This is a genomic window from Halarchaeum nitratireducens, assembly GCF_014647155.1.
GTDB classification, from domain to species: Archaea; Halobacteriota; Halobacteria; order Halobacteriales; family Halobacteriaceae; genus Halarchaeum; species Halarchaeum nitratireducens.
This window is the reverse complement of record NZ_BMOQ01000014.1, coordinates 1-26,919: the sequence shown is the minus strand read 5'-3', so window position 1 is coordinate 26,919 and position 26,919 is coordinate 1. Positions and strand designations below refer to the sequence as shown.

Annotated in this window: 35 protein-coding genes; 17 read left to right on the top strand and 18 right to left on the bottom strand. The window is 57.5% G+C overall.

Annotated features, from left to right (window positions below):
• The 8 genes from IEX91_RS15900 to IEX91_RS15865 form a co-directional block, all read left to right on the top strand.
• Nucleotides 1–357, top strand: a 357-nt coding sequence (locus IEX91_RS15900) for a YHS domain-containing protein (protein WP_188880185.1), incomplete at its 5' end; no start/stop codon positions are given.
• A gap of 125 nt (nucleotides 358–482) precedes the next feature.
• A complete protein-coding gene (locus tag IEX91_RS15895; protein ID WP_011222408.1) occupies nucleotides 483–1,082 on the top strand; it encodes a helix-turn-helix transcriptional regulator in 600 nt (199 codons plus the stop codon).
• 168 nt (nucleotides 1,083–1,250) lie between these two features.
• The gene (locus IEX91_RS15890) at nucleotides 1,251–1,571 is read left to right on the top strand and encodes a hypothetical protein (protein WP_004594618.1); all 321 of its coding nucleotides are present in this window, start codon (nucleotides 1,251–1,253) and stop codon (nucleotides 1,569–1,571) included.
• 57 nt (nucleotides 1,572–1,628) lie between these two features.
• Nucleotides 1,629–1,982 (top strand): SHOCT domain-containing protein, encoded by a 354-nt coding sequence (locus IEX91_RS15885; protein WP_004594617.1) that lies wholly within the window; start codon nucleotides 1,629–1,631, stop codon nucleotides 1,980–1,982.
• A gap of 95 nt (nucleotides 1,983–2,077) precedes the next feature.
• On the top strand, nucleotides 2,078–2,494 hold the full coding sequence (locus IEX91_RS15880; protein WP_004594616.1) for a DUF302 domain-containing protein: 417 nt from the start codon (nucleotides 2,078–2,080) through the stop codon (nucleotides 2,492–2,494).
• Nucleotides 2,495–2,497: 3 nt separating this feature from the next.
• Nucleotides 2,498–2,851: an SHOCT domain-containing protein gene (locus IEX91_RS15875; RefSeq protein WP_004594615.1), complete on the top strand. Its 354-nt coding sequence runs from the start codon at nucleotides 2,498–2,500 to the stop codon at nucleotides 2,849–2,851.
• 123 nt (nucleotides 2,852–2,974) lie between these two features.
• Nucleotides 2,975–3,283, top strand: a complete 309-nt coding sequence (locus IEX91_RS15870; protein ID WP_004594614.1) for a thioredoxin family protein — start codon at nucleotides 2,975–2,977, stop codon at nucleotides 3,281–3,283.
• Between the two features lie 19 nt (nucleotides 3,284–3,302).
• Nucleotides 3,303–4,049 (top strand): plastocyanin/azurin family copper-binding protein, encoded by a 747-nt coding sequence (locus tag IEX91_RS15865; RefSeq protein ID WP_004594613.1) that lies wholly within the window; start codon nucleotides 3,303–3,305, stop codon nucleotides 4,047–4,049.
• A gap of 284 nt (nucleotides 4,050–4,333) precedes the next feature.
• Here the strand turns inward: IEX91_RS15865 and IEX91_RS15860 are convergent, their stop codons facing one another.
• The 8 genes from IEX91_RS15860 to IEX91_RS15825 form a co-directional block, all read right to left on the bottom strand.
• Entirely contained in the window at nucleotides 4,334–5,086 is a 753-nt protein-coding gene (locus tag IEX91_RS15860) for an ABC transporter permease (RefSeq protein ID WP_004594612.1), read from the bottom strand.
• On the bottom strand, nucleotides 5,083–5,685 hold the full coding sequence (locus IEX91_RS15855) for an ABC transporter permease (RefSeq protein WP_004594611.1): 603 nt from the start codon (nucleotides 5,683–5,685) through the stop codon (nucleotides 5,083–5,085). Before IEX91_RS15855 ends, IEX91_RS15860 begins: the two co-directional genes overlap by 4 nt.
• A gap of 127 nt (nucleotides 5,686–5,812) precedes the next feature.
• Nucleotides 5,813–6,436: an ABC transporter ATP-binding protein gene (locus IEX91_RS15850; RefSeq protein ID WP_188880183.1), complete on the bottom strand. Its 624-nt coding sequence runs from the start codon at nucleotides 6,434–6,436 to the stop codon at nucleotides 5,813–5,815.
• Nucleotides 6,437–6,652: 216 nt separating this feature from the next.
• Entirely contained in the window at nucleotides 6,653–7,255 is a 603-nt protein-coding gene (locus tag IEX91_RS15845) for an AsnC family transcriptional regulator (protein WP_188880181.1), read from the bottom strand.
• A 59-nt stretch (nucleotides 7,256–7,314) separates the two neighbouring features.
• Nucleotides 7,315–7,455 carry a YHS domain-containing protein gene (locus IEX91_RS15840; protein ID WP_011222411.1) on the bottom strand — a complete coding sequence of 47 codons (141 nt, stop codon included), beginning with the start codon at nucleotides 7,453–7,455 and terminating at the stop codon, nucleotides 7,315–7,317.
• 349 nt (nucleotides 7,456–7,804) lie between these two features.
• On the bottom strand, nucleotides 7,805–8,686 hold the full coding sequence (locus IEX91_RS15835; protein WP_004594607.1) for a class I SAM-dependent methyltransferase: 882 nt from the start codon (nucleotides 8,684–8,686) through the stop codon (nucleotides 7,805–7,807).
• A gap of 7 nt (nucleotides 8,687–8,693) precedes the next feature.
• The gene (locus IEX91_RS15830; RefSeq protein WP_004594606.1) at nucleotides 8,694–9,065 is read right to left on the bottom strand and encodes a hypothetical protein; all 372 of its coding nucleotides are present in this window, start codon (nucleotides 9,063–9,065) and stop codon (nucleotides 8,694–8,696) included.
• 52 nt (nucleotides 9,066–9,117) lie between these two features.
• On the bottom strand, nucleotides 9,118–9,489 hold the full coding sequence (locus IEX91_RS15825; protein ID WP_229772983.1) for a DUF411 domain-containing protein: 372 nt from the start codon (nucleotides 9,487–9,489) through the stop codon (nucleotides 9,118–9,120).
• 579 nt (nucleotides 9,490–10,068) lie between these two features.
• Here IEX91_RS15825 and IEX91_RS15820 point away from each other — a divergent pair.
• Nucleotides 10,069–11,067, top strand: a complete 999-nt coding sequence (locus IEX91_RS15820; protein WP_004594604.1) for a universal stress protein — start codon at nucleotides 10,069–10,071, stop codon at nucleotides 11,065–11,067.
• Between the two features lie 264 nt (nucleotides 11,068–11,331).
• Here IEX91_RS15820 and IEX91_RS15815 read toward each other — a convergent pair whose 3' ends face one another.
• The 7 genes from IEX91_RS15815 to IEX91_RS15790 all read right to left on the bottom strand — a co-directional run bounded on the left by IEX91_RS15815 (nucleotide 11,332) and on the right by IEX91_RS15790 (nucleotide 18,214).
• Entirely contained in the window at nucleotides 11,332–11,619 is a 288-nt protein-coding gene (locus IEX91_RS15815) for a hypothetical protein (protein ID WP_004594603.1), read from the bottom strand.
• A gap of 6 nt (nucleotides 11,620–11,625) precedes the next feature.
• Nucleotides 11,626–12,171 (bottom strand): DoxX family protein, encoded by a 546-nt coding sequence (locus tag IEX91_RS15810; RefSeq protein WP_229772977.1) that lies wholly within the window; start codon nucleotides 12,169–12,171, stop codon nucleotides 11,626–11,628.
• Between the two features lie 307 nt (nucleotides 12,172–12,478).
• The gene (locus IEX91_RS15805; protein WP_011222414.1) at nucleotides 12,479–13,654 is read right to left on the bottom strand and encodes an NAD(P)/FAD-dependent oxidoreductase; all 1,176 of its coding nucleotides are present in this window, start codon (nucleotides 13,652–13,654) and stop codon (nucleotides 12,479–12,481) included.
• A gap of 28 nt (nucleotides 13,655–13,682) precedes the next feature.
• The gene (locus IEX91_RS15800; RefSeq protein WP_004594600.1) at nucleotides 13,683–14,684 is read right to left on the bottom strand and encodes a DUF63 family protein; all 1,002 of its coding nucleotides are present in this window, start codon (nucleotides 14,682–14,684) and stop codon (nucleotides 13,683–13,685) included.
• Nucleotides 14,681–14,905 carry a DUF7123 family protein gene (locus IEX91_RS16825; RefSeq protein ID WP_004594599.1) on the bottom strand — a complete coding sequence of 75 codons (225 nt, stop codon included), beginning with the start codon at nucleotides 14,903–14,905 and terminating at the stop codon, nucleotides 14,681–14,683. Before IEX91_RS16825 ends, IEX91_RS15800 begins: the two co-directional genes overlap by 4 nt.
• Before the next feature lie 17 nt (nucleotides 14,906–14,922).
• Entirely contained in the window at nucleotides 14,923–17,529 is a 2,607-nt protein-coding gene (locus IEX91_RS15795; RefSeq protein WP_004594598.1) for a heavy metal translocating P-type ATPase, read from the bottom strand.
• 94 nt (nucleotides 17,530–17,623) lie between these two features.
• Nucleotides 17,624–18,214, bottom strand: coding sequence for an AsnC family transcriptional regulator (locus IEX91_RS15790; protein ID WP_049986206.1), 591 nt, complete (start codon nucleotides 18,212–18,214; stop codon nucleotides 17,624–17,626).
• 134 nt (nucleotides 18,215–18,348) lie between these two features.
• Here IEX91_RS15790 and IEX91_RS15785 point away from each other — a divergent pair, with 134 nt between their 5' ends.
• Together IEX91_RS15785 and acnA are read left to right on the top strand one after the other, a co-directional pair.
• Nucleotides 18,349–18,546 (top strand): heavy-metal-associated domain-containing protein, encoded by a 198-nt coding sequence (locus IEX91_RS15785; RefSeq protein ID WP_049938510.1) that lies wholly within the window; start codon nucleotides 18,349–18,351, stop codon nucleotides 18,544–18,546.
• Between the two features lie 71 nt (nucleotides 18,547–18,617).
• Entirely contained in the window at nucleotides 18,618–21,401 is a 2,784-nt protein-coding gene (gene acnA, locus IEX91_RS15780) for an aconitate hydratase AcnA (RefSeq protein ID WP_095638031.1), read from the top strand.
• A 68-nt stretch (nucleotides 21,402–21,469) separates the two neighbouring features.
• On the opposite strand, the gene IEX91_RS15775 is transcribed toward acnA, so the two are convergent.
• Entirely contained in the window at nucleotides 21,470–21,970 is a 501-nt protein-coding gene (locus tag IEX91_RS15775) for a CBS domain-containing protein (RefSeq protein ID WP_188880179.1), read from the bottom strand.
• Nucleotides 21,971–22,154: 184 nt separating this feature from the next.
• Between IEX91_RS15775 and IEX91_RS15770 the strand changes: the two genes are divergently transcribed.
• Complete coding sequence (locus IEX91_RS15770) at nucleotides 22,155–22,604, top strand: universal stress protein (RefSeq protein WP_092817280.1); 450 nt, start codon at nucleotides 22,155–22,157, stop codon at nucleotides 22,602–22,604.
• Between the two features lie 11 nt (nucleotides 22,605–22,615).
• On the opposite strand, the gene IEX91_RS15765 is transcribed toward IEX91_RS15770, so the two are convergent.
• Both IEX91_RS15765 and IEX91_RS15760 read right to left on the bottom strand, forming a co-directional pair.
• On the bottom strand, nucleotides 22,616–22,930 hold the full coding sequence (locus IEX91_RS15765; RefSeq protein WP_156586790.1) for an SHOCT domain-containing protein: 315 nt from the start codon (nucleotides 22,928–22,930) through the stop codon (nucleotides 22,616–22,618).
• A gap of 114 nt (nucleotides 22,931–23,044) precedes the next feature.
• On the bottom strand, nucleotides 23,045–23,605 hold the full coding sequence (locus IEX91_RS15760; protein ID WP_092817279.1) for a DoxX family protein: 561 nt from the start codon (nucleotides 23,603–23,605) through the stop codon (nucleotides 23,045–23,047).
• 114 nt (nucleotides 23,606–23,719) lie between these two features.
• Here IEX91_RS15760 and IEX91_RS15755 point away from each other — a divergent pair, with 114 nt between their 5' ends.
• The 5 genes from IEX91_RS15755 to IEX91_RS15735 all read left to right on the top strand — a co-directional run.
• Nucleotides 23,720–24,070: an ArsR/SmtB family transcription factor gene (locus IEX91_RS15755; RefSeq protein ID WP_092817278.1), complete on the top strand. Its 351-nt coding sequence runs from the start codon at nucleotides 23,720–23,722 to the stop codon at nucleotides 24,068–24,070.
• 3 nt (nucleotides 24,071–24,073) lie between these two features.
• Nucleotides 24,074–24,349 carry a DUF7521 family protein gene (locus IEX91_RS15750; RefSeq protein ID WP_004594584.1) on the top strand — a complete coding sequence of 92 codons (276 nt, stop codon included), beginning with the start codon at nucleotides 24,074–24,076 and terminating at the stop codon, nucleotides 24,347–24,349.
• Nucleotides 24,350–24,486: 137 nt separating this feature from the next.
• On the top strand, nucleotides 24,487–24,882 hold the full coding sequence (locus IEX91_RS15745; RefSeq protein ID WP_004594583.1) for a hypothetical protein: 396 nt from the start codon (nucleotides 24,487–24,489) through the stop codon (nucleotides 24,880–24,882).
• A gap of 146 nt (nucleotides 24,883–25,028) precedes the next feature.
• Nucleotides 25,029–25,226 carry a heavy-metal-associated domain-containing protein gene (locus IEX91_RS15740; RefSeq protein WP_004594582.1) on the top strand — a complete coding sequence of 66 codons (198 nt, stop codon included), beginning with the start codon at nucleotides 25,029–25,031 and terminating at the stop codon, nucleotides 25,224–25,226.
• Between the two features lie 131 nt (nucleotides 25,227–25,357).
• Nucleotides 25,358–26,919, top strand: a 1,562-nt coding sequence (locus IEX91_RS15735; protein WP_188880178.1) for a heavy metal translocating P-type ATPase, incomplete at its 3' end; no start/stop codon positions are given.

Genomic DNA, 26,919 nt, shown 5'->3' with positions numbered 1-26,919 from the left:
TTCCTCATGGAGCTGCTGTTCGACGCGCTGGGTATCGTTCCAGATCTGGCGGGCGGCGAGACGGCGACTGAACAGACGTACTTCGAGCTCAACTACACGTTCTACCTCAATATTATCGCCTTTGCGCTCTCCGGGTTCCTTCTGTATGTCTACCGGCGGGGACTCGGCGCACCAGGTCAGTATCGAGATCCGGTGTGCGGGATGCGAACCGACGATGAGGGCCCGAGTGCGTCCCACGATGGGACGACGTACTATTTTTGCTCAAAGAAATGCAAGCGTACGTTCGAAGAAGAACCAACGGAATTTACTAATCAAAGCCCGCAAATATCGAGCCACGATCACGATCATGACCACTGATGATCGCACTGTGGTTCATCCGCTGTGATGGGGTTCATCATCACAGTTTCAATCCGCAATTGTCACACCTACTGCGCTCAAATAGACGGTATGAATAGTCAAATCCCGCAACTCGGGGCTGTCATATGAATCGCCGTCGAGCAGATACTGTCGTCGGTGTGCTTCTCGGGTTCGTTCTCCTGGCCGGCGGGGTACTCAGTTGGCGGGCCTATCAACAGCGTCGGGCTATCGAGCAATCGATGGGGTCAATGATGGGTTCATCTATGGGAACGATGCACGGCCCAGACCCCCTCTGGTACGTGGTTGGAACCCTGCTGGTTGCTGGCGTTATCGGTGGCGTCTATTACGTGGTCCGGGGAGAACTCACCGATCCAGAAGTGGCCGACACAACGGCGCCTGTCGATCCTGCACAGACATCGGCGGCAACAGCTACGTCGATGGATGATGACGCTGCACCGGCGACGTCTATCAATCCTGAATCGGACCCCCAAGCACGCGTTCTCGATCTCTTACCGGATGATGAACGACGCGTCCTCGAACCCGTCCTGAACTCCCCCGGAATCACGCAGATTGAACTTCGGGATCGATCTGAGTTCTCGAAGAGTAAAGTAAGCCAGACCGTGAGTTCACTCGAGGAGCGAGGTCTGCTGTATCGGGAACGACAGGGTCGGACCTATCGTGTGTATCCGAGTGATGACCTTCGGCAGCAACAACCGGGAAAATAGTCGCTATCTATCGGGCGCTCTCCCTCTCGAATTCCGTAGGTATGAACGGTCTCCCTCGAGCAAAACGGTTAGAAGATGTTATAGACGTTCTCGAACGTTCTCCTGTATGGATTCACACCCATGTCGATAACTCCCGAGCAGGCCTACGAGTAACCGAGGAGAGAGACAATGACCAACTTCAAACTCGGCCGGTGGCTGCTCGTGGCGCTCGCGATTGTCGGACTCGCGTTCGCCGCACCGGCAGTCAGCGCACACGACAACGCAACGACCGCTGACGACGCGCCTACGGACAATGCCACCGCAGATGAATGGGCCACTTGGATGGAGGCACAGATGACCGAACACATGGGCCCGGGTAGCGTCGAGTGGATGGAGTCGCACATGGGTGTGACCGTCGACGAGATGGCCCAGGACATGGCTGACGGGGAATACCACGACGGGGCTGACGACGGCTACAACGGCGGGATGTACGGGCAGGGCCACTGCTGACGGCTCTGGCCGTTTCGATCGCTCCAATCGAACACCACAACTCACCAACGCAAGATAATGACGCAACTCACCACTCACATCGGACGCACTGCTCGGCGACTCGCGATCCTCGCCGTCCCGCTGCTAGTTGCGGCGACTGGACCGGCTGTTGCCCACGGTAGTGGGAGCTACGGCGGCGGCATGATGGGGGGCGGCTGGGGCCTCTTCGGTGGAGCGATGGGGCTCTGGGGGTTCCTCTGGATGGGGCTCCTCATCGCCGTTCCGCTCTACATTGTCTATGCGCTCCTCAATCGAGGCTCCGGTGGGAACGAAGAGCAGTCGCTGTCGGTTCTCCGTGAGCGCTACGCCCGCGGAGAGCTCTCGGATGACGAATTCGATCGGCGGCGAGAACAGCTCGAACGCACCGGATGACTGGAGCAGCTGCTGTTCCAGCCGATACATCATATTCCCAACGGCCGCCGTTGCGGCACCCAACCGTTAACCCCGTAGACGGGGTATGATACTTCATGGAATACACAATACAGACTTCAGTCACCGGTGAGTTCGACGACGTCGTCGACACGACGATTGCGGCGCTCAAAGACGAAGGATTCGGCGTCCTCTGTGACATCGACGTCCAAGCGACGCTCGAGGAGAAACTCGGCGAGGAGTTTCGACAGTACTGCATCCTCGGTGCGTGCAACCCGGGGCTGGCACACGAGGGCCTGAACGAAGAGATCGAACTCGGCGCACTCCTCCCGTGTAACGTCATTGTCTACGAAACCGACGGCGGCGAGGTCATGGTGAGTGCCGTCGACCCACAACAGCTCGTCGGCATCGCCGACAACGAGGCACTCGACTCGATCGCGAACGAGGTCCACGACCGGTTCGAACGCGTTCTCGCCAGCGTCGCGGACGAACTCGAATCATCGACCGAGATCTGAACCATGACATCATCAAACCAACTCGACACCACAACCATCGTCCTCCTCATCCTCGGGGCGATCATCGTCCTCCCCTTGCTCACGATGGGGATGGGATTCGGCGGGATGATGGGATACGGTGGAATGATGGGTGGATACGGGACGACCAGCGGCTGGTGGCCACTCGTCGGGATGCTCGTCCAGCTGGTCTTCCTCCTCCTCCTGCTCGGTGGCGGATATCTCGTCTTCCGTCGCGTGACGGCATCGCAGTCGTCGCGGAATCCCGCAATGGAGGAGCTGCGTATGGCATACGCCCGCGGAGATCTCACCGAGGAAGAGTTCGAGGCGCGTCGGAACAAGCTCGAACGCTCGGAGTGACGGTCCGACCACCAACCTCCGGCGTTACTCACGTCCGGCCCCTTGGAATCCGAAATCTGTGACCCTCACAGCTTTCGGATGTGAATAGAAGTGTGCTAAAAGCATAAGACCATACTAGCTACTATGACGGAAGTTATCCTGTTCACACAGGAGACTTGTGGAGCGTGCGCAACGCAGCGAGAGAAAAACGAGGGTATCGAAGATGCGTATCCGGATGTCGAGTTCCGGGAGGTCGACATCCAGACCGATCTGGAGACGGCCGAGGAGTACGGTGTCCGAAAGACGCCAACGACGCTCGTGTATGCAAACGGGGAACAGACGGCCGAGTTCATCGGCATCGTCGACCGGGACGAATTGGAGGCTGCCATCGAGAGCGCCGGCCAGCAATCGCCCGGACTCACGAACCGGCTCGCCAGCATCATCCGTGGATAACAGAAGCCAACCAGCTACAATGACAGACTACAGTAGACGCCAGTTCCTGGGAGCGCTCGGTGCTGGCACAGTCGCGAGTGCGGGATTCACCCAACCAGTCGCCGCACAGGAGACGCCCGTCGTGAAGATGGGCAACAACTACTTCGACCCGATCGGGCTCCACGTCGAACCTGGCACGACCGTCCGCTTCGAGATAGCAGCCGGAGCTCACTCGGCGACGGCCTATCCGGACCGCGTTCCCGCCGACGCCACCGCCTTCGACAGCGGGACCATCTCGCAGGGGAGCTTCGAGCACACGTTCGAGGTGCCCGGAACGTACGACTACTACTGCATCCCTCACAAGACGGTCGGCATGGTCGGTCGCATCGTCGTTGGTAGCCCTGGCGGTCCAGCTGAAGACAGCCCGATCCCGGACGGCGAGGTCCCAGACAGCGAAACGATCGTCCAGAACGGCGCCGTTGCCGTCGGCTCGGACGTCGACGGCAGTGGGAGTACCGATGGCGGAATGATGGGTCCAGGGATGATGCACGGCCGGAACGGTGGATGGTTCGGTGGGCTGCCGTTCGTCGGCGGGGCACTCGGGATGCTGGGGCTGGTCGGCGGCTTCCTCTACTGGGCAATGGGTCGAGGCGATGCACCTCCAGAGAGTGACGATTCCGCTATGGAAACCCTCCAACGTCGTTACGCACGAGGCGAGATCGACGAAGAAGAGTTCCAGAAGCGTCGTGAACGGTTGGAGACTGGGAGTGAAGACCCATCTCGGTAAGGCGCGGTGTCGTCGCCATTTCTACACGCCTGAGGTCCCTCGCTCAGGAGTCCTTCGAAGACCTGTTCCTACGCCGCGGCACTTCTCCGCGGAACGTAAGCCGCACTCATCGGTGCCCAGAGAACGAGGGACACAGCAGCAACCAGAGTCCACCGAACCGTTTGCCCGATCAGACGGTCGTAGTGAAATCCGAGTCAAACTATCCAATTGAGCGAAGCTGGATATAGTGCTGTTTGGGTCTTCTCCCCTACAGTTACCGGAGTAAGTAGTCTACTGGCCTGATCTTACTTCTCCTGTGTAATTCGGTAGTAGACGCCGATTGTGAGGACAGCTACGAGGAGGAGGTATCCAGTAGCCCACACCAATGAGAGAGTCGTATCTACGTCCGTTGTGAGTCCGGTATCGACCATCACACGGACGGGCCAATAGCCGGGGAGTAGTTTCATCCACCATTCGGGCTCGGACTGGATGAACAGCGGATCCTGGAAGAGTCCGATATCGAGCATCGGGAGAATCAGCATTAGCCACATCCCGGCTAGGCGGTCGAAAACGGCCCCGACGAGCATCCCGATGAGACCATACGTGACCGAGACGACGAGCATCGCTGCGACGAACCACCAGAGATGCTCAGGCTGGAAATCGACGAGCATCACACCAACTGAGACACCGGTGACGATGAGAGTAATTGCTGCGAGAACCCCAAACCGGGCAGTGATTACCTGTCGTGCACGATAGCCGGCGACTGCCAGACGACCGTCCGTGTCTTTGGCTTCTCGCATCAGGAACAACCCGGCGAGTCCGGCGATGAGGGCGCTCGTAATCGGCGTCATAATCACGCCGTGGACCTCAGGCATCCCTCGCATGACCGTCACCGTCTCACCGTCGACGAGCGTCCGAACCGGCATCTCGACGTCCTGGGTGACTGCGAACGCCAACGTGATGAACGAGACCGGTAGGACGACCAGTAGAGCGACGAGGACGTAGTTTCGCGCCTGTTCTTTGATGCCGATTGTGAACGCCGTTGTCGTACGACTCATGCGGACCACCCACCACTGGTGCGCATCGTCACTCCGAACACTGCGGTGACGAGTACAAGCAGGACTAGCAGGTATCCGGCGACGAAGCCGAGATCACCCGTCGTATATGTGCCTTGGAACATCGCCTCCTGAAGGAGTTCCTTTGGATGATAGAGCGGGAAGTATTCCACGAACTCGGGAACGTCGGCGGCCAGCGGACTGTCGCCACTGAGGAACGCATCCATCATTGCAAGGAACACCACGACGAGCGAGCCTTCGAACAGTCGTGGAAGGAGCGCCCCGACGAGTGCGCCAAGAAACGCATAGACGAGGCCGGCAAGTACGAGGAATACGAACGTCAGGACAGGGGCTCCCGGTGAAATCGTCAGCCAGAGAACGCCGTAGTTTACGGCAGCCACGACAACGGTCACTCCTCCGAGCGCCGCTAATCGAGTCGCAAGCAGTGTTCGGGGTGGATAGCCTGTCTGAACGAGTCGCCGATCGGCTGCACGCGCACTAATCATCTGCGCGAGTCCCATCAGGCCGGCAATGATGGCGACCCCGAATATCGCTCCGAGAAGGCGACCTAGCTCGATCGGAATCGCCTCGACCGTCGGCATACTTGGTAACCCAGCCATTGCTTGTCCCCAGCCTTCGATAACGACAATCGGAAGGAGAAGTGCTAGGACAACATTCAGGGGGGTTCTGAGGAAGGTGGAGACGTTCGCCCGAATCCCCGTCCAAACCCTATTCATCGGTCTCTTCCCCCCGTTCACTGGCCGTTGCATCAGTCTCGCCTTCCTGGTCAGTCACGTCGTAGACCTGTCCGTCACGAACCTCATAGATGCGGTCGAGACGACTTTGCTCTTCGATCAGGTGTGAAATCATCGTGACAGCTGTTCCGTCGGCAGCGAGTTCCTCGGCGAGATCCCAGAACGTGAGATACGTTTCCCAGTCGAATCCAGTGTAGGGCTCGTCCAGCATGAGGATGTCCGGATCGTGCATCAGGGCGATACTGAGATTGATTTTCTGCCGGTTTCCACCACTGAGTTGGTCGATTCGGTAGTCAAGGTACTGCTCGAAATCGAGTTTCGACGCCAAGCGGTGTTTGGCCTCGTCGATTTCTTCGGCGGTCATTCCGTATCCGGAACCGAACAGTCGGAACGTCTCTCCGACCGTCAAGCGGTCGTAAAGCAGTGGTTCCTGTGGACACCAGCCAACGGTTCCCGTCCGTTCGACTGTTCCGGAATCCTGTTCGAGGACACCGACGAGGATGTTCATGAGCGTGGATTTGCCCGACCCGTTCGCGCCGACGATCCCGACGATTTCCCCCGTCCGAATTTCGAGATCGGCATCGGTGAGGACGGTCACTGACCGCGTAAATGGAAAACTCGATCCGTACGTTTTTTCAATCTCATTAGCACGGACGAGTACCTTGTTGCTTGTAGCTTCTCCTTTGGTGGTTGTGGACGCTTCCATAGGTGTATACACACGCTTCTAATTCACTGCGATTACTGTTTCAAATCAAAACTATTTGCAGCAAACTCGTAAGCAATCAGGAATTGAGTATACAGCTAATGCTAGACTCTAAGCATCAGATTTCTCTTGACTTTCTGTATACTGTTCCCTATACGTTGTTTCACAGTTCTCACTGCAAAACTGCTGGAGTGAACCACCGACACGGGTGGCTAGTCCGTCTTCACCGACAGTGGTTCCGCAATTTGCACATTTGAGTGCGGATTCAGTCCCCTCGGCATACGCTGATTGAGCAGCGTTCGACAGCAGTTGTACGTCGTATCGCCGCACGTCAGTCAGTGGTAGATATTGCTGCGCCCAGTTTCCGACTGTATTCCGCGGCGGCGTCGCAACAGCTACGATTTCGCGCTCCGCAGTTGTGAATACGTGTTCTACGGCTGGGGTCTCGAGGATCGATTCTCGAAGAGAATCCGTCTTTCCGAGCTCAGGCTGGAGGCGTACCATGACGTGTATCCGGTTTTCGTACTGTGTGAGGTCGAGATCAACGGTGAATCGACGAATGACATCTTCTTGCTCCAACTGACGGACGCGTGCTGAAACGGACGGGGGTGAAAGATTTACAGCCTCAGCAATAGTGCTGTAGGGTCGTCTCGCGTTCTCCGCTAAAAGACGGAGGATTTCGCGATCCGTGTCGTCAAGTTCTGGTTGGGTCATCGAAAGGCGGAATGGGGGTGGGTGTGGGGGAGCTACGACGCAGGTGTGGGGTGTGACGGTTAGACGTACTCCTCCGGTGTCGAGGTGAACGTCTCCTTGCAGCCCTCGGCACAGAAGTAGTACGTCTGACCGTCGTACTCAGCTGTGGCCGCCGGATCACTTTCATCGACGTCCATTCCACAGACTGGATCAGTTGCCATTCGGTTTCACCCCACATCAATGGTACGAGGGCCTGAATCAAGCAATTTGTTCTTAGCAATCCAAAGTCGGGATACATAGCGATTTGAGCCGTGCTGCACGGTTTGGCTTTTCTGACTCCACAATCAACGGTTAGTACCTCACAATCCCGAACTATCGTTCGAGTATACCAACGGATTCCTATCTGTGTCCTATATAAATACTGGAGTCTGAACCAATTCTAAACCTATGGGTCACGATCCACCACACGACAATCACGAGCAGTGAAGACCCCACAGGTCCATCCAAATTCGTGGATGCTCAAGCGTCGACGTGACGATCCGATTCTTTCTTGCGCCGTGCAAGTAGCAGTCAAGTAGTCTCTAGTTCCGCAACGAAGATAACGTGTCGCAGGAACGGCAGCGCGTGGTGAGCCTTCCGTACCTGCTCAGTAATCGCTGGGGGATCGAGATCATACGCTCCTAACAGTCGTTCAATGAGAGCCCGGAGCGGGCTCGTGAGTAGCTGGAGGTACAGCGTCGTCCACTTTCGGAAGCGTCCGACGCTGTGTTTCGTGATATCTTCGACCGCTTTGAGCTCAAAGCTCGTCTCGTCGAGAGCAGCTTTGTATCCTTCAACAGTACCCAAGGACGGCATATCCCACGCATCCGCAAATGAATCGACCAATCTCCGTTCCGTTTCAGTCACGTCTGACTGCATCACGAGATCGGAGACTACGAGAACCCCCTCGGGTTCGAGGGTATCTGCGACTGTAGCGAAAACGCGATTCCGCTCGGGGAGGTATACGAGTGCGTCGATGGCTGTACACGCGGTAAACGAGTCCCTGGTAAACGGGAGTTGTGTCGCGTCACCGATGATGAACTCGGAATCGAGGTGCTTACCCCGTGCGTTCTCGGTTGCCATCTGGATGTTGTACGGAACGAGGTCGACACCAGTGACGTTGAAGCCGAACTGATAGGCGAGGTGGAGGGCTGGACCCCCCCGACCGCAGCCGACATCGAGGAGGCGCACTCCGTCGGTTGTGGGTAGATGCGACGCGACCCTTGAGCCGACTTCCGTGACGAGGCGACGTTGACTCGAACCGGCTATATGTGGCTGGTACCACTCCGAGTAGCCGAGATTGAGGAACTCGTCAGTATCGAACAGGAGGTCGAACGCCCGCCAGATATCGGCTCGCTCGCCGCGGTAAGAAAACTGGTCGGTGATTCGGTGGCGGAGAGTACTCTGATCCATCGGCCACCTACTCGAGTTCGGAAACCTCCGAATAGCAGTACTCGGATTCGTCGCAGTACGCGAGGTCGGCACACCCGCGAGGACGCTGGTAGTCGATTCCCTTGTGCCGTCGGAGATACGTCACGTATCCGTCGTCGACGCGGTCCAGGATGTCGTGACAGATCCACTTCTCCCTAACCCACGTAGTGCCCAGATTTCGGTACGGACACAGGAAGATCGTCCGTTCGACCGAATCAACCTGTGGCGTCTCGACGATCCGGACACCGACAAGGCGATAGGCGATGCGAAGACGGGTAACGACCGATTCTGGCGTATTCGCGCCGAGGAAAAGGACGTATGCAAGCACGTATCCGAGATCGTGGAGGAGTCGTCGAATCATTGTTTAGGGTGTCGACTGCCGTCCCAAAGTATCTTGACCAGGTGTTTTCTGTTCAGATTTCGGTGTACACGTCACCTGTCTTTCCGCCGCCGAGTTTGTAGACGGTGAATGTGTCGGACTTCGTCCCGCCCATCCCCGGCGATCCAGCCGGCATCCCGGGCAACGCGATGCCGTCAATCGCCGGCTCTTCCTCGAGCATCGTCGCGATAACCTCGGCAGGAACATGTCCTTCGACGACGTACTCGTCGAGGACGAGTGTGTGACAGCTCTGTAGATCCGATGGAATACCGTGTTGGCGCTTGAGATCCGTCACGTCCTCGGTTTCGGTTTCCCCGAGCGTCGTGTCGAGCTGTTCCCGCAGGTACGACGCATATTTTCCACAACAGCTACAGCCTGGTGAACTGTATTGTTGGGCGTTCGTCACCGCTAGCGTTCCCTCGATATCCCACTCATCCCCACTCGATGACCCCAAACAACCGGCGGTTCCGAGTGCGACTGTCGTCGCACCGACCCGTAGTAGTTCGCGACGAGTTACGGCCCGTTCCATATGCTCGTCACTTGGCTCGGAAGTATTCAATTGTACGTCGACCTTTCCTGTGTATTGAGAACGGATTCAAGCACGACGGGGAAGGTGACTTTCAGTTCTGAGGAGGAAACCCCAAAGGTCAGAGTCCCGTATTCGTCTCTATGTGGCGACCCTCATCGGTCGAGGGTGCTGCCGTGACGGTTTTCCGTCAACGAGCATATCGGCCTTAAATTGCGCCCAACATGACCCAGAGCATGACTCGTCGCACCGACTCCGACACTTCACTCCTCGAAACTGTGGGAAATACGCTCTCGTCGAACTGATGCGACTCCAAACGACGTCTCCACTCTTTTCGAAATAGACGTGCTATAGCGAGTTACTTGCGATAAAAGCCTCAAGTCACCACCCCAGAGACTGTTCTCCCGGTTTCGATTCTTAACAGAAAGCACGGTAAATCGTCGTTACGTATAGATATGTATGAACTCCCCCAGCCATCTAGAAGTTCGAGAAGGTGCGGACATCAACCTGTACAACCAGATCCTCATTCCACTCTACGGAGCTGATATAAGGGACTCAGTGGTCCAATATGGCCTATCACTTGCAGAAACGTATGATGCGGCTCTCCACGTGTTATATATTCAAGATGAGGAACGCACGGAGGTGGAATCCGATCAAGTCACTAAACAAGAGGAATGGGACGCAGCAGCGGTAATTGAACCCGTGGTGGATCAGGCCCACTCGCTCGGACTCAATGTGATACCAGCAGTGGATAGTGGGCACTCTCCAGGTGTTATTCGGGAATACGCTGAGGAGAATGATATCGATTTGCTTGTCCACCAGAAACCTACACAGACTAGATTAGCACGAATTCTCCGGAGAGACGTCTCCAGCCACATCATTCAAAATATCTCTCTTCCTGTCTTGACGATACCTGATATGGATCCCTCTGATCCGGTAGGAGAGTTATCTACTAGTCAGTTCACAGATATTCTCGTGCCTACGGATGGATACGACGAGGCATCTGTGGCCTTCAAACATGGGCTACAAATTGCTAAACGGTATGATGCAACCCTACATGGACTTTTTATCATTTCCGAACAGTCCTATTCGAGTCGGCCTGGATTCACGTGGGAAGAGGTCACTGACTCTTGGGAACAGCGGGGAACTCGGCTCTTGGAGGACATTACGGAGAAGGCAGCGACCTTGGACGTTCCTGTCCGAACTACGTTGAGCTTTGGTCAACCTCAGCAGGAGATTCTCAAATACACTGAGGTGACTGACATCGACCTTGTTACAATGGGGACACGAGGATTGACTGGCATTCGTCGGCTATTACAGGGAAGCGTCGCAGCTCAAGTGATCGAGGAAGCAGATTACCCCGTTCTAACGATTAACCGAAGGACAGCTGAATTGAAAAAACACCCGTACACCTTTCTTCGAAAGACAAACCAGAATCGGAAGTCAAGGCTATATTGAAATATTATTTGTAATATACTAATTTCAGTCTTAAATTTGGAAATTCTAATTGCGTATTAATCCCCGTTTCTTCTACCAAACCAAAGAGTGTTAAGTTCGTTCTGCTGAATAAAGCGCGCGTACTGACCAGAAGGAAAACCAAGAAACGACAGGGCTACTCCTAAAAATCGTGTTTGTCTTCACGTTTAGGTGCATCAGATGGACGTTAGTGCGAGCAACGCGAAAAGTTAACTGGCAAATGACTCCACGGACTGAGTTGTTGAACTAGTCGTCCATGCCGGATGGGGTTTGGCCCGTAGTCGATCCCGACGGTGCCGACCCTGCGGCAAACTTGTAAACGGCGACGAGTCCCCAAATCACCAAGCCGAGCAGGATGATGCCCGCCCTAATGTCGATGGGGACCACTGCAGCGTGTTCGATTGCTCCCTCGCTATCGACTGGGTGCCCGGCTCCCAGTAGCATGTCGAGCAGGCCGATCACGACGACGCCCAAGACAACCAGGCCACCGCCGACGTACATGGCGATTTGGTCTGCCGTTGATAAGTCACTCATTGGTAGTCACCCGAGGAGTTTCCGTAATCGCGTGTTCTCGAACAGTTCCATCTCACGCAGGCGGTTATCGACTGCCAGGACGCCGCCCGCTCCAAGTGCCACAATGGTTCCGAAGACCATGATCCCAAGGAGTTCACCCGTGACCATACCGTTGGCCCAGCCGCCACCGTAGCCGTTGATGAAGTAGAAGAACAGCATCATGAAGGCACCAAAGAAGGCGGCGGTCCTCGTGAGGACACCGAGTATCAGCCCGAGACCGATGGCGGTTTGCCCAAGCGGTACCGCCACGTTGACGAACGCCAACAGGATGCCGTCGCTGAACGGCGTGACGAAGGGGGCGAGAATCGTGCCCTGAGCGGCTCCGCCGACGAACCAGCTGGCGTCGAAGGGCCACGCCCAGATTTTGTCAAGGCCAGCGTGGAGCATCCACCACCCGGCGGTCAGCCGGAGCAGCAGGATCCAATACGACAACCAGGCTCCCGAGACCGAGAACGACGTCTCGGTTCCGAGAAAATTCGTACGGATGGATTGAGTTGACATGGCATACTTCACCTCACGGCTGATTTTGTCAGATGTAGTAAAAAAGATTGATGGTGTTCGTGATTTCTAAGAGTCGGGGCTCATTTCAGGAACGCGGATATCCGAGGTGAGTTGGATGATTCTCAAGAAGGAATTCGGTCACCCTCTACGGACTGATTGTGTGCTGGGGCGTGTAAGCGGGAACACTGATGAAGCCGAGCCCACCGAATTCTGGATCTCGGAAAATTCGCTTGAGGGACTCCATTTGCTGATTTAATCCTCTGTACTTACCGATCCTCCCAGTAGCTAACAGATTCTGAGAATTTAACTCGAGCGGATGTCAATTAATCAACTCCCATTGGTTAGTCATTCCTCCATAGACACGGTTTAAAACTCGTCGTCTCGAGAAAATACGGGCAAACAAAACAGGGTGGCGGAGGAGACGCAGTAGAACTGTACTCGGAGACCGGTCAACGTCTTCAATATCGATCCCGGCAGCGGCACGAATTGCTGCTCCCAGAACCTTGGGATTACGAGTTTCAAGAAAGTATCTCACAACTGTGGCGAAAATGTACTCCGTTTTCATCCTCTGATATAAACTGTCAGGAAAATTGTGTAATTGGCCGCTGTTAGCCAACTCTGCGGCCAAGAATCCCGATTCAACGGCCTGTGAGATCCCCTTTCCGGTGAGTCGGTTTGCGATACCTGCAGCATCACCCACCCGTACGACGGAATGCTCCGGTAGATAGGTTCTGTCGGGATCAAGGCTTGGTCCCTCGGGAATGATTGCGACGTTCGTCCGTTCCTGCGACGGGACTGGCCACCCATTCCGCTTACAGGCTTCCCTCAATGCCTTCATATAATCACTAGGCCGGTCACTGACCGTCCAGCCGATACCAACGTTGGCTCGTTGCGATGTCTTCGGGAATGCCCACGAGTACCCTGTATAGTTCTCCAGAATTATCCGGCTGTTCGGGTACAACTCGGTGAAGTCCCCTTCGACATCACTGTTAAGCGCTACCATATATCCTGAATACTCGTTGGTTGTTCCGAGCGCTTTACTAGAGAGTGATGGCTGACCGGTTGCATCAACGACGAGATCATACTCATCGGTGAACTCGTGGAAATCTGTCCGTGTGATAGACTGGTTTTCGTGGATGTCAACACCCTTCTCTGAGAGTTGTTCTGCCCAGGACTGCTCAACGACATTTCGGTCCGTTATATATGTATCCGCAGCAGGAAAGGTGCCGGCTCCAGTGCGGTGGCGATCGGCGTCGATTCCGTCATACACCTCCACTTCCATCGCTGGCAGCGGATTGAGAAAGCCGTTCTCTACAGTCGGCTCAAGTGGGATCTTCGATACCGCTGTCATCGCTTCTCCGCAATTAACGCGTTTGCTATCGTAGGACTGCCGCTCATATAGTTCGACGACGAATCCAGCGTCGTCGAATCCAGCAGCTGCTGCAAGCCCGGCCATCCCTCCACCTATTACCGCAATTTTGGACGTTCGTGTCATCGGTTTTTGCCAATCTTTGAGGCCATCGTTAAGCTCCCAACAGCATCCGAAGTGACCCACGAACGCCCATCGGGAGTCCGATCGCTCCGATGAAGAACGTCATAAGCCACCACCACGTGTGATTCATCTCCTCTTTCGCATCGGCGAGATACCACACGATGCCGACAGTCACGACGAGTTTCAGCACGAACGTCGATCCGGAGAATCCAGTCGCCTGGTACACGAGATTCGTCACGACCAGCTTTGGGGAGTAGCCGAGGAACGTCACACCGATGAGATTCTGCGCAGCGTCCCACAACTGGCCGAAAACGGCCAGCAGAATTAGCGGGTGTCGAAGGTGTGTGATATTGACGAAACTCGCGCCCCAGTAGTAGAGTGCGGTTACGCCGAGCGCTATCCCCGTCGTCGCGACAGGAACCCATAGGCGGAGTGGGGTCGATGTCGAGAGGCCGTGCCAAACAGCCCACCAGACGGCCCCGACAGCCCACACCGACCCGACGAGCCCGACTGTTAGCGGGATAGATCCGATATTTTGGTCACGCAAGAGTGCACCGACACCGAGCGCGAGGATGGTGACAGCGGTGACGACGATGTAAATCGATGGCGTGATGAACCACACCGCGTAGTCCCCGAGCAGCCCGAGATCCTCGAGGGCGCGCATCGCCCCACCTGCGATGATGATCGGAGCGAACCCGTAGGCCAGTCGTGCGTCGAACGTGACGTCGAGTTGGTCGAGATACGCACGTAGTCCGGGGAGGCTGTATACGACTGCCGCGAGGTAGATTACCGTGTTCACCGCGTTGTAGCCCTGGACAGCACGAACCCCCTCGTGCGTGACTGGCTGACCGGCCGCATCGGCGACGACTGGTCCCCAGAGATACTGCCAGATGAACCGGTCGTAGACCAACGTCGGAAACACGAGGATGCCCCCACCGAGGAGGACGAGCGGGGCCAGCAGGTACAGCGCCCACCACTCGCGTGAGCCGGTCTCCGGAAGGACAGTCTCGACGCGGCGGGTGACAGTACTCACGACCCGTTCACCTCCAATCGCCACGTCGTGCTTTTCGAGCGCCCCCACTGTTCGAGTGAAACGATTGTGAGTTCGTCCTGGAGCTGGCTGAGATACTGCGCGACTGCCTTGGGAGATCCGTCGAGGTCGCTGGCAATCTCGCGAGCCCGGAGGTATGTCGGTTCGCTACTGGCTGTCTCGACGAGGTACCTTCGAACCGTGTGCCGGGAAATATTCGACATTGATCTAGAGGTGACGGTTAGCGAAGAAATCCGAAGAGCTTGTAGTCGTGATCGGGGGTGTACCGCCGGAACAGGAGACTGTTCGTCAGCACCGACACCGACGAGAACGCCATTGCTGCTGCAGCGAGCACGGGCTGGAGGAGGCCGAGCGACGCTAACGGAATCATCGCCGTGTTGTAACCGAGCGCCCACACGAGGTTCTGTTTGATCTTCTGGAGTGTCGCGTCTGAGATTCGGATCGCCTTTACCACGTCGAGCGGGTCGTCTCGCATCAGCGTGACGTCTGCAGCTTCGATGGCGACGTCGGTGCCGGAGCCGATTGCTGTCCCGACGTGTGCGACCGCGAGTGCCGGAGCGTCGTTGACGCCGTCACCGACCATCATCGCCTGCCGGCCCTCGTCTTGAATACTGTCGACCGCGTTGGACTTGTCCTCAGGAAGGACTCCTGCGCGGACGTTCTTCGGGTCGATACCCACCTGTTTAGCGACCGCACGGGCAGTTCGCTCGTTGTCGCCCGTAATCATCATCACGTCAACTCCCCGCTCTTGGAGTGCTGTGACAGCCTGCTTGGAGCTTTCCTTCACTGTGTCGGCGTCGGCGACCACACCCACGAGCTCCCCCTCGTAGGCGACCAGCATCGCCGTCTTCCCCTCGTTCTCGAGGCGTTCCATCGTCTCCTCAGCGGGAGAGGGGTCGATCCCGTTGTCCCGCAGCAGCTTGCGGTTGCCGACCAGCACCTCGCTGTCACCAATGACTGCTTTGATCCCGTGGCCCGGAACGTTCTCGAAGTCGTCAGGCTCAGTCACGTCCAGGCCGCGTTCTTCGGCCCCTTCGACGATTGCACGGGCGAGCGGGTGTTCGCTGCCGCTTTCAGCTATCGCCGCCAGTCGAAGCACATCATCCTCTGAGAGGCGCTCACGGGTGCTGAGCTGTCCACCATCTGGGGTCGGCTCGCCACCGTCAGTCACCACATTTCCATCGCTATCAAAGACGACCACGTCGGTGAGTTCCATTTCACCCTCCGTGAGGGTGCCCGTCTTGTCGAAGACGACCGTGTCGACGTCTTTTGCGCGTTCGAGGATGTCACCGCCCTTGAACAGGACGCCGTTCTGGGCACCAATCGTCGTCCCGACCATCGTCGCTGCGGGCGTCGCCAGCCCCAGCGCACAGGGACAGGCGATGAGGATCGAGGACGCGAAGACAATTATCGCGAACTCGAAGACTGAAACGGTCCCACCGACCGGGGCCGGGCCGCCAGCAACCTGACCCCACAGCGGGAGCCAGTCGACGAAGCCAGCGAGAGCCTCGGGGAACAGGAACCAGACGACACCCCAGAGAAGGGCGTTCGCGATGACCGCAGGCACGAAGTACGCGGAGATGCGGTCGGCGAGATTCTGGATGTCGGGCTGGCGCGACTGGGCCTCCTTGACTGTCTGGACGATCTGTTGGAGGGCCGTGTCTTCTCCAACCTTCGTCGCCTCCACGACAAGGACGCCGTTCTCGTTAATCGTCGAGCCGACGACCTCATCGCCCTCCTCTTTCTCGACAGGCACAGATTCGCCAGTGACCATTGACTCGTCGACGGCAGACTGACCGTCGACAACGACACCGTCTGTGGGAATCTTCTCACCTGGACGAATTTTCATCCGGTCACCAGTTGTGACCTCTTCGAGTGGAACTTCTTCTTCACTGCCGTCCTCGCGGACAATGGTCGCCGTTTCGGCTTCCATTTCGAGGAGCTTTCGGAGGGCCTCACCCGCTTGGCCCTTCGACCGAGCTTCGAGATAGTTACCCAACGTGATGAACACGAGGATGAGGGCTGCCGTGTCGAAATAAAGTCCACCTGCAATGAGTTCAGCAAGGACTGCCACAGAGTATAGATAGGCCGTTGTTGAACCGATCGCAATCAGCACGTCCATATTGGCGCGGCCGTTCTTCACGATCGCCTTGTACGAGTTCTTATAGAACGGCCAGCCGAGGATCGCCTGTACCGGCGTGGCGAGGAGGAACTCAACCCAGCCAAGTTCCACACCGAAGACGGCTTCAGGGACGATCGCGCCACCGAGCAGATAATTGTCGATGAGGAAGAAGAGCAACGGTGCCGATAACACTGCCCCAAAGAGGGTCAACCTGAGTTGCTTCCGAGTTTCGGCTTGACGGGCGGCATCTCGTGCGTCCTGGCCCGACTCTTCGTCGGCACCATCTTCGCGGACGGGCGAGTAGCCAGCCTCCTCGATAGCATCGTACAGCGCACCAATAGATACTTCCGCAGGATTGTAGGTGACCTGTGCTTCGTCGGTTGCGTAATTGACCTCCGCATTAACGACGCCCGGAATATTTTCAAGAGCGGTTTGGTTGGTCTCGGCGCAGTTGGCACAGGTCATATCGGAGATGGCAATCGTTACCGTCTCAGAGACTGCGCCGTACCCGGCCTCGTCGATCGCGTCGTAGATTTCTTTGAGCGATACCTCTTCAGGGTCGTAGGTGACGGAACCCTCGTCGGTGGCGAAGTTCGCATCCGCCTCCGATACCCCGTCGAGCGATTCGAGAGTGTCCTGGATCGTCGCCGAACAGTTGGCGCAGGACATTCCCGTGATATCAAGATGGATTGTTTGGCTTGTCATGCTTATTCTACTATACGGGGTCTAGGTTTAGGCGATTTACTGCTTCGAGAGGCGGGGTTTCGACTGCAGGAAAATTTGGATTCCAAAGACAGCGTTACGCTCCCTCTTCGAGTCGCTGATACCGATCGTCGAACCGTGTGAGACAGGACGGACAACAGAAGTGATAGATCTCTCCGTCGATTCTCGTCGTTTCACCTTGATTATCAACGGTATTGTTACATTCAGCACAGGTGAGTGCAAATTCGACGCCATCAACGGACGGCGTCCATTCAAGCTCGTCAATTAGCGTGACGGTGTAATCTGCTACATCGATCTCGTTAAAGAGTCCATCTACCCACTGACGTACGTTCTGGGCTTCAACACGGGCATAGAACCAAAGATCTCCTTCGGAGGTCGTGAAGACGTGTTCAACGCCATCTGACTCTCGAGCCCGCTCGCGGGCGGCCTCCAACGACGCTGAGCCGATTTCGGCCTGAATAAATACCGGTACACCAGCTCGGAGATGAGCCCGGTTGACGTCAATCGTGAAGTTGTTAATGATGCCAGCTTCCTGTAATCGCTTTACCCGGTCAGACACGGCTGGCCCCGACAAGTCGACCTCCTCGCCAATATCGCTGAACGGGCGGCGGGCGTCATCAGCGAGTAACGAGAGGATTTCTAAGTCGGTTTCATCCAAATTGCGCATACGACCGCTTCGTCTCGCAGGATACATTATTGTTGCCCACAACACACCTTCGAAATCGGTGATCCAGGGCTGCGACAACATTGGATTCTAAGCAGAAAACCACATAGAATACTCGCCCCTATCTACGAATGGATATGACTCAGACAATCACCGTCGAAGGAATGACCTGTGAACATTGCGAGCAGACCGTCGAAGAGGCACTCGAAGAAGTTGAGGGGGTTACGTCTGCTACTGCGGATCGTGACTCAGAATCCGCGACGGTCGAGGGGTCCGCTGAACGGGATGAGCTTGTGACTGTGGTCGAAGACGCTGGATACGATGCCTCTGCGTAACAAATCCCGATTCTCGTCGAATCGGATTCGGAGAGGGATTGATACGACTGCCAATCCCAGGTGTAGATACTATGACTGATACACTTCCGTTCGATGCCGTCCGCGAGCTCGACGTCGACGGGACGACGTACAAGATGGCCGATCTTCGAGCACTCGAAGAGCAGGGGCTCTGTGACCTCGACACGCTCCCTGTGAGCATCCGTATTCTGCTTGAGTCGGTGCTCCGGAACGCCGACGGCGAAACTGTTACTGCAGCGGATGTCAAGAATGCTGCTGGCTGGAAGCCAGACGTACCGGACGCAGAGGTTCCGTTCTCTCCATCACGAGTCGTCCTACAGGATCTCACTGGCGTGCCCGCAGTTGTCGACCTGGCGGCCCTTCGATCCGAAGTCGACCGCAAAGATCGGGACCCGACTCTGGTCGAACCAGAGATCCCTATTGATCTCGTAATCGACCACAGCGTCCAAGTCGACTACTTCGACTCCGAGGACGCCTACGAGAAGAACGTCGAACTGGAGTACGAGCGCAACGCCGAACGGTATCGCGCGATCAAGTGGGCGCAGAACGCCTTCGAGAACTTCAACGTCGTCCCGCCGGGGACCGGCATCGTCCACCAGGTGAATCTCGAGCATCTGGGCCGGGTCGTCCACGCCCGCGAGCGAGACGGTGAGAAATGGCTCCTGCCGGACACACTCGTCGGCACGGACAGCCACACCCCAATGATCGGTGGCATCGGTGTGGTCGGCTGGGGCGTCGGCGGCATTGAAGCGGAAGCGGCAATGCTCGGTCAGCCGGTCACGATGAAACTTCCCGAGGTCGTCGGCGTCCGCCTCGAAGGCGAATTACCCGAGGGCGCGACGGCGACGGATCTCGTGCTCCACATCACCGAACGGCTCCGCGAGGTCGGCGTCGTCGACCGGTTCGTCGAATTCTTCGGTCCTGGTGTGGAGAATCTCACAGTCCCCGACCGGGCCACGATCGCCAATATGGCGCCCGAACAGGGCTCGACGATCAGTATGTTCCCGGTCGACGAGCAGACGCTCGAGTATCTCGAACTCACCGGGCGTGACCCCGCCCACATCGACCTTGTTCGCGAGTACCTCGAAGCGCAAGGGCTATTCGGAGAACAGGAACCGGAATACACCGAGGTGGTCGAGTTCGATCTTTCGACTGTTGAGCCGAGTCTCGCCGGACATAAGCGGCCACAGGACCGGATTCCGATGGGGGACGTGAAACAGAGCTTCCGGGGACTTCTCCACGGGGAGTTCGAAGACGACCTCGATGATGTCGACGAAGACGCCCTACAGCGGTGGCTCGGCGAAGGTGATGCAGCTGGTGCGGAGACCGACGGCGGTGTTCAGGTCGAACCCGAATCGGAACTGCACCCGTTAACCAAACGCGTTGAGGTCGACCTCGACGGTGAGACAGTGGAAATTGGACACGGAGACGTCCTCGTCAGCGCCATCACGAGCTGTACGAACACTTCGAACCCGTCGGTGATGATCGCTGCTGGTCTGCTTGCCCAGAACGCCGTCGAGAAAGGTTTAGATGTCCCGCCGTACGTCAAGACGAGTCTCGCACCCGGCAGTCGCGTCGTCACGCAGTACCTCGAGGAATCGGGCCTGCTTCCGTATCTCGAAGAGCTCGGGTACGCGGTCGTCGGCTACGGCTGTACCACTTGTATCGGGAACGCCGGACCACTTCCCGATCCCATCGAGCAAGCGATCGACGACCACGACCTCTGGACGACGAGCGTCCTCTCCGGAAATCGGAACTTCGAGGCGCGTATTCACCCGAAGATCCGCGCGAACTACCTCGCGAGCCCGCCGCTCGTCGTCGCCTACGGCCTCGCAGGGCGGATGGACGTCGACCTCGAGAACGAGCCGCTAGGCACCGACGAGGAGGGGGGATCGGTGTATCTGGCGGACATCTGGCCCGACGCAGCGGACGTGCAGGCAGCAATCCACGAGAACGTCTCTCCTGAGATGTTCGAGGAGAAGTATGCCTCTGTGTTCGAGGGTGACGAGCGGTGGGCTGCTCTCGACGCGCCCACAGGTGACGTCTACGAGTGGGACGACAACTCGACATACATCCGAGAGCCGCCGTTCTTCCAGGACTTCCCCCTCGAAAAACCCGGCGTCGCCGATATTGAGGATGCACGCTGCCTGCTGACACTCGGCGATACCGTTACGACCGACCACATCAGCCCTGCTGGCCCCTTCGGATCTGACCTCCCTGCCGGCCAGTGGCTGCTCGATAACGGCGTTGAGCCGCACGAGTTCAACACCTACGGCGCGCGCCGGGGCAACCACGAGGTGATGATGCGGGGAACGTTCGCCAATGTCCGCATCGAGAACGAGATGCTCGACGATGTCGAGGGTGGCTATACGATCCACCACCCAACCGACGAGCAGACGACCGTGTTCGAAGCCAGCCAGCGCTACCGCGAGGAGGGAGTCCCGCTCGTCGTGATGGCAGGCGAAGAGTTCGGTACCGGCTCCAGCCGGGACTGGGCGGCGAAAGGAACGGACCTACTCGGTGTTCGCGCAACCATCGCCGAGAGTTACGAGCGCATCTACCGCGACAACCTCGTCGGCATGGGTGTGCTCCCCCTGCAGTTCGATGATGGCGACTCGTGGGAATCTCTCGGTCTGGATGGGTCTGAGATCTTCACGATCCACGGCCTCGATGACGGGCTCGATGTGATGGACGAACTGACCGTTATCGCCGAGCGCGCGGACGGGTCGACTGTCGAGTTCCCGGTCACAGCACAGGTCGGCACGCCGGCCGCCGTGACCTATATCGAACACGGCGGCATCCTCCACTACGTCCTTAGACGGCTCCTCATGCGATAATCTCTCTCAACTGACTCTATTTCTGGAAGCACAAGCAACACGAAAAACTTTGAGTCCAAATTAGCGTTTCAATCGTGCGTAGACTCTGTTCGGATGATGCCCGCTACGTTATCCATCTGAGCTGAAACGTGTGCGCTCTCACCAGCAACATGCGTAATTAAATCGTCCAGAGTGATCATCCCGATAACGCTCCCGTCTTCAACAACCGGGACGTGTCGAGCACCCGCTTCGTTCATTTGTCTCAGGACTTTTGGAATCTCAGCATCTGCTGGCACAGTAAGTGGGTCACGCGTCATCACGTCAGCAGCTCGTACGTCGTCTCCACTCGTCTCGGCTGTGAGCACACTTAACTCGCTTTCCTCGGTGAGCAGGTTAGCAATCAGGTCTTGATCGGTGATGATACCAGAGATCTGATCGGATTCTTCGACGACCACGTACCTGGCACACCGCGATTGGGAGATCATCGTGTGAGCGATCTCGGCAACCGTGGCGTCAGGCGTGACACGGGCGACCGACTCATCAGCAATACGACCAATATCCATCCGGAGGTCAGTTGGTCTGGTACCCATGCTAATCAGTACGACTCATAACAGGAAATAGCTTAGCATCAGCTGGTCGTCATAGAAATCCTCCACTCTTCAACCGTGAGAGACGACAATCTCCAAACTTTGTGAAGTTACAAAAAGTGTTACCAGCTACGCCACTATCCAAGAGCGCTGGCTTTTATAATCTAGTCTCAATAAGTAAAGAGAAATGTACGATACGGTTTTGCTCTCGACTGACGGGACAGTTGCTTCTGAGGAAGCTGAATCCCATGCTATCGCGCTAGCAGAGGCCCATAATGCCGATCTTCATGTTCTGTATGTAGTCGATGAGGACGTCGTAACAGCATACAGCGGTGACGAGTACGTTGATGAAGCCGAAGGCCCAGAACATGGCCTCGAAGAACTTGGAACGGAAACAATCGCAGACATCCAATATAAAGCGAAGGAGGTCGGTGTCAATGTTGTCAAAGCAATTGAGCACGGCCGACCGGCTGAGACGATTGTACGGTATGCTGATGCCGAAGATATGGATCTACTTGTACTTGGAACGAAACACCGGCCGGAAGAATACCGGGCCTTGCTCGGAAGCGTGACCGACCGCGTCCTTCGATTGACGACCCGCCCAGCGACCGTCGTGAAGACGGAAGTCGACGAATAGGGGAAGAACAGTCAGTAACGGCCGCCGTCAGGCGTGAGTCGGGCGCGCCGGCGTTCGAACTCCTCGTCGTCGATTTCGCCGCGAGCGTACCGTTCCTGGAGGACAGCGAGTGCGCTATCCTCGGTGGGGCCGTCCGATGGCGACCGCGTTGTCAGCCAGTAGACGATGTAGACGGGAAGGGCGATCAGAAGTGCCATCCACAGCAAACCGATCAACATCATCCCCCAGCTCCATATTCCCCACCCGGCCATGTGACCATCATTCCACATCCCGTCATGCCAGTCCCACATCACTGTATCTGGAACAGCAGCGTGCGTCAGAGTCATTCCAATGATGACGGCTAGCGTCAGTGCTCCGATGACGATGAGTCCCAGAGAACGAATCCCGCGTGCTTGAATTGGATTTTGCATTATTGTACTCCTGAAGAGAGTTCGGCGTGGTTAGCCGAGGATGTATTCGAGGGCGGGGTAGCGCTCAACGAGCGTCTCGCCACCGACGTCGTAGTTCTCGATGTACTGGTCGAGGCCCAGGATGCGGCCCGCGGCGAACGCGGCGACCGCGAGGAACACGAGCATGTACGCGAAGTCCCCGTTGATGAACCCGTGGCTCATGTCCCAGTTCCCGAAGTAGAACATGAGCATCATGAGCGCGCCGAAGAACGCCGCGAGGCGGACGAACGCGCCGACGAGCAGGCCGAGGCCGATGAACAGCTCGCCCCACGGGACGGCCACGTTCGCGAACTCGACGAACCACGGCGTACTCCCCATCCACGCGAACATCCCCGCGAGCGGGTTGCCGTTCGTCGCCGCGACGTTCGTGAGGTAACCGCCCGCGGCGAACTCGCCGGTGATCTTCGTGAACCCGGAGTACGCGAACGCGTAGCCCATCATGAGACGGAGCGCGAGCACGAACCACGCACTGAGACTGTGAACTTTCCCGCCGACGGTCAGACCGCCGACTCTGCTCTCGAGCTGATTCATGCCGGAGTCGAGTGTGGACATAGTTATTGCACCTTCAACTATCAGTACGGAGGCAGAGACGATATAACGGCGAGCCGGCGTTCTGGGTCAGAAAATCGGCGGGCTATATTACGCTCCTGTCGCGAGTAGAGACGTGTGACTGAGGAGGCCGACCCGTCGGAAATCTTCGCGACACTCGACGACGAGTACGCCCGCGACATCCTCGTGGCGACGAAGACCGACCGCCTGTCTGCGAAGGAGCTCAGCGAGGAATGTGACATGTCACGCCCGACCGTCTCGCGCCGTGTCACCCGCCTCGTCGAGCAGGGCCTCCTCGAGGAGTATACGCACGTCGACCCCGGGGGACGGCACTACAGCGAGTATGAGGCGCGCCTCGAACGCATCGAAATCCTCCTGCAGGCGGAGGGCTTCGACGTCAACATCGACATCCAGCCTGACCCCGCCGACCGGATTACGACCATCTTCGAGGAAATGCGGGGAGACTGAATCATGGACCACACGCTATTCGTCATCGGCAAACTGTTCACGACCGCGTTAGCACTGGTCATCGCATATCAGGCCTATCGCGGGTACCAACGACATCACACGCAGTTACTCCTGTACGTCGCCGCCGGCTTCGCATTGGTCGGGCTTGGCGGCCTCCTTGAAGGCGTCCTCTTCGAACTCCTCCAGGTGTCGATCTTCGAAGCAGGATTCGTCGCAGCACTCGTCACCGCAGCCGGGATGCTGTCTATCCTCTACGCCCTGTATGCCCCGAATCCATAAGGATTCAGGACGCCCATTCGACAAGCGGCCTCTGCGCGTCGTGCCCGGTTCGAAGCCGCTACTGTTCGGACTCCCCTCGTTCTCGATAGTGTAGCGTCGCAGTGGGAGTTATATCCATATCGGTCGTACCATATCGTATGATTCGAACACTCGTCGGTGTCCTCGGCGCTATCTCAGCGCTGTTCCCGGACGAAATCGTCGAGCTCTTCGAGAAACTCGCGATTTCGAATCCAGACGAGGGAACAGTGAGAGGGTGGATACGTCCAGCAGTCCGGTCGGAGGGTGTTCTGATAGCTGCGCTTTCACTCTTTAACGGGCGAGCATACGCGTTGCTGATGAATCTTACCGGCGTGTTCGGCGCGATAGTCCTCTTATTTCCCGACCTGTATCAGAGATTTGCCACCGCGTTCCTGTACGAGCGTCCAGAGTCGATAGAATGGAACGAGCGATTCCGCTTGGGCATTCGGGCTATCGGCGCACTCTATGTCTTTTTAGCGGCGAAGACGTACAGGGAGCGTCACAACGATACTTGAGCCTTCTCGCTATTGACACCTGGCGCATCCGATGTCTAGTTCGTTACGGCCGCAGGTATCGCTTTGAATCTAAAGTTTGAGCCCCACGATATCAGTATGATCGAAGGGGAAATCCGCTAAAGAGAGGAGGCCGTGTGTATCCCTGTATGACGACGACGATCATCGTGGAAGGCATGACGTGCGGTCACTGTGAGCAGACGGTCGAAGAGGCCCTCGAAGAGGTATCCGGCGTGACTGACGTGACCGTCGACAGGGAGAGCGAACAGGCGAGCGTCGATGGTGAGGCAAATGTCACAGCTCTCGTGGAGGCCGTCGAAGACGCCGGGTACACCGCTTACGCCTGAGAATCGCGCGGACCACTCCGAGACAACGGCCAACCGTTGTCTTTGAAGCTTCGCTACGCTGGTCCTGCTGTACAGTTCAGTGGGGAAGATTCAGGGGGCCAGCGGATCCACCTCTACAGAGAATATGGGCTATGGACGACCACAAAGATACAAATGAGAATCTCCCTGGAGGGGAACACCAGCAGGACGACAGCAGTCACCAGCACGAACACGGCGAGCAGGATGAATCGGACGCCGAGTCGGACGAGCAGCGGGTAGAACAGGACCTACTGGAAGAAGAGGCACACCCTGCTGCGGAGAGTGAGACAGTGCTCGACGAGCAGCACGAGCACGCTGGACACGAGGGCGAAGGACACGACCACGGTTCCCATGAGGGCCACGGTGAGGGGCATGGCGGGATGCACAAGGGCCACGAGCAGATGTTCCGCCGGCGCTTCTTCGTCTCGACGCTCCTGTCGATCCCAGTCCTGCTATACAGCGAAATGCTGCAGGAGTGGCTCGGGTTCTCCGTCCCCGCGTTCCCGGGCAGCGAGTGGATCAACCCCGTCTTCGCGGTCATCGTCTTCGCGTACGGTGGGATGCCGTTCCTCCAGATGGCGGTACCGGAGCTGAAAGATCGGTCGCCGGGGATGATGACGCTCATCTCGATGGCGATCACCGTCGCGTTCGTCTACAGCCTCGCGAGCGTGGTCTTCCCGACGCAGTCGGCGTTCTTCTGGGAACTCGTCACCCTGATCGACATTATGCTGCTGGGGCACTGGATCGAGATGCGGTCGGTGCGACGGGCCTCGAGTGCGGTCGACGAACTGGCGAAGCTGATGCCGGACACCGCCGAGCGGATTACCGACGGCGGCGACACTGAGGAGGTCCCGGTGAGTGAACTCTCCGAGGGCGACCTCGTACTCGTCCGGCCGGGTGCGAGTGTCCCTGCTGACGGCGTCGTCGAAGAGGGAGACTCCGACGTCAACGAGTCCATGATCACGGGCGAATCGAAACCGGTCTCGAAAGACCCCGGCGACGAGGTCATCGGTGGGACGATCAACGGCGACGGCAGCCTCCGCGTGCGCGTCGGTGCGACGGGCGAGGAGACGACGCTCGCGGGAATCATGCGCCTCGTCGAGGAAGCCCAGCAGAGCAAATCCAAGACACAGGTACTGGCCGACAGAGCGGCAGGCTGGCTGTTCTACGTCGCCCTCGCGGCGGCAGTCGTGACAGCAATCGCGTGGACGCTCGCGGTCTCATTCGACGCAACGGTCATCGAGCGCGTCGTCACAGTGCTCGTCATCGCCTGCCCGCACGCACTCGGGCTCGCCATCCCCCTAGTGGTCGCAATCAACACGTCATTGGCGGCTCGCAACGGGATGCTGGTCCGGGACCGTATCGCGATGGAGGAGGCGCGGAACCTGGACGCCATCATCTTCGACAAGACGGGGACGCTCACCGAAGGCGAACACGGCGTCGTCGACATGGCGACCGTCGAGGGCGTGGAAGAAGACGACGCTCTCGCGCTGGCAGCAGCCGTCGAAAGCGACTCCGAACACATGATCGCGCGAGCCATACGCGAGGCCGCCGACGAGCAGGACCTCACCGCACCTGACGCGACCGACTTCGAGGCGATCAAAGGCCGAGGGGTTCGCGCAAACGTCGATGGAAACGAGGTGTACGTCGGTGGGCCGAACCTGTTGACCCAGCT

Excerpts from the sequence above, each read along its gene's own strand:
- IEX91_RS15895 (WP_011222408.1), top strand. The coding sequence starts at position 483 with ATGAATCGCCGTCGAGCAGATACTGTCGTCGGTGTGCTTCTCGGGTTC.
- IEX91_RS15890 (WP_004594618.1), top strand. The coding sequence starts at position 1,251 with ATGACCAACTTCAAACTCGGCCGGTGGCTGCTCGTGGCGCTCGCGATT.
- IEX91_RS15885 (WP_004594617.1), top strand. The coding sequence starts at position 1,629 with ATGACGCAACTCACCACTCACATCGGACGCACTGCTCGGCGACTCGCG.
- IEX91_RS15880 (WP_004594616.1), top strand. The coding sequence starts at position 2,078 with ATGGAATACACAATACAGACTTCAGTCACCGGTGAGTTCGACGACGTC.
- IEX91_RS15875 (WP_004594615.1), top strand. The coding sequence starts at position 2,498 with ATGACATCATCAAACCAACTCGACACCACAACCATCGTCCTCCTCATC.
- IEX91_RS15870 (WP_004594614.1), top strand. The coding sequence starts at position 2,975 with ATGACGGAAGTTATCCTGTTCACACAGGAGACTTGTGGAGCGTGCGCA.
- IEX91_RS15865 (WP_004594613.1), top strand. The coding sequence starts at position 3,303 with ATGACAGACTACAGTAGACGCCAGTTCCTGGGAGCGCTCGGTGCTGGC.
- IEX91_RS15860 (WP_004594612.1), bottom strand. The coding sequence starts at position 5,086 with ATGAGTCGTACGACAACGGCGTTCACAATCGGCATCAAAGAACAGGCG.
- IEX91_RS15855 (WP_004594611.1), bottom strand. The coding sequence starts at position 5,685 with ATGCCGACGGTCGAGGCGATTCCGATCGAGCTAGGTCGCCTTCTCGGA.
- IEX91_RS15845 (WP_188880181.1), bottom strand. The coding sequence starts at position 7,255 with ATGACCCAACCAGAACTTGACGACACGGATCGCGAAATCCTCCGTCTT.
- IEX91_RS15840 (WP_011222411.1), bottom strand. The coding sequence starts at position 7,455 with ATGGCAACTGATCCAGTCTGTGGAATGGACGTCGATGAAAGTGATCCG.
- IEX91_RS15835 (WP_004594607.1), bottom strand. The coding sequence starts at position 8,686 with ATGGATCAGAGTACTCTCCGCCACCGAATCACCGACCAGTTTTCTTAC.
- IEX91_RS15830 (WP_004594606.1), bottom strand. The coding sequence starts at position 9,065 with ATGATTCGACGACTCCTCCACGATCTCGGATACGTGCTTGCATACGTC.
- IEX91_RS15820 (WP_004594604.1), top strand. The coding sequence starts at position 10,069 with ATGAACTCCCCCAGCCATCTAGAAGTTCGAGAAGGTGCGGACATCAAC.
- IEX91_RS15815 (WP_004594603.1), bottom strand. The coding sequence starts at position 11,619 with ATGAGTGACTTATCAACGGCAGACCAAATCGCCATGTACGTCGGCGGT.
- IEX91_RS15805 (WP_011222414.1), bottom strand. The coding sequence starts at position 13,654 with ATGACACGAACGTCCAAAATTGCGGTAATAGGTGGAGGGATGGCCGGG.
- IEX91_RS16825 (WP_004594599.1), bottom strand. The coding sequence starts at position 14,905 with ATGTCGAATATTTCCCGGCACACGGTTCGAAGGTACCTCGTCGAGACA.
- IEX91_RS15795 (WP_004594598.1), bottom strand. The coding sequence starts at position 17,529 with ATGACAAGCCAAACAATCCATCTTGATATCACGGGAATGTCCTGCGCC.
- IEX91_RS15790 (WP_049986206.1), bottom strand. The coding sequence starts at position 18,214 with ATGCGCAATTTGGATGAAACCGACTTAGAAATCCTCTCGTTACTCGCT.
- IEX91_RS15785 (WP_049938510.1), top strand. The coding sequence starts at position 18,349 with ATGACTCAGACAATCACCGTCGAAGGAATGACCTGTGAACATTGCGAG.
- acnA (WP_095638031.1), top strand. The coding sequence starts at position 18,618 with ATGACTGATACACTTCCGTTCGATGCCGTCCGCGAGCTCGACGTCGAC.
- IEX91_RS15775 (WP_188880179.1), bottom strand. The coding sequence starts at position 21,970 with ATGGGTACCAGACCAACTGACCTCCGGATGGATATTGGTCGTATTGCT.
- IEX91_RS15770 (WP_092817280.1), top strand. The coding sequence starts at position 22,155 with ATGTACGATACGGTTTTGCTCTCGACTGACGGGACAGTTGCTTCTGAG.
- IEX91_RS15765 (WP_156586790.1), bottom strand. The coding sequence starts at position 22,930 with ATGACTCTGACGCACGCTGCTGTTCCAGATACAGTGATGTGGGACTGG.
- IEX91_RS15760 (WP_092817279.1), bottom strand. The coding sequence starts at position 23,605 with ATGTCCACACTCGACTCCGGCATGAATCAGCTCGAGAGCAGAGTCGGC.
- IEX91_RS15750 (WP_004594584.1), top strand. The coding sequence starts at position 24,074 with ATGGACCACACGCTATTCGTCATCGGCAAACTGTTCACGACCGCGTTA.
- IEX91_RS15745 (WP_004594583.1), top strand. The coding sequence starts at position 24,487 with ATGATTCGAACACTCGTCGGTGTCCTCGGCGCTATCTCAGCGCTGTTC.
- IEX91_RS15740 (WP_004594582.1), top strand. The coding sequence starts at position 25,029 with ATGACGACGACGATCATCGTGGAAGGCATGACGTGCGGTCACTGTGAG.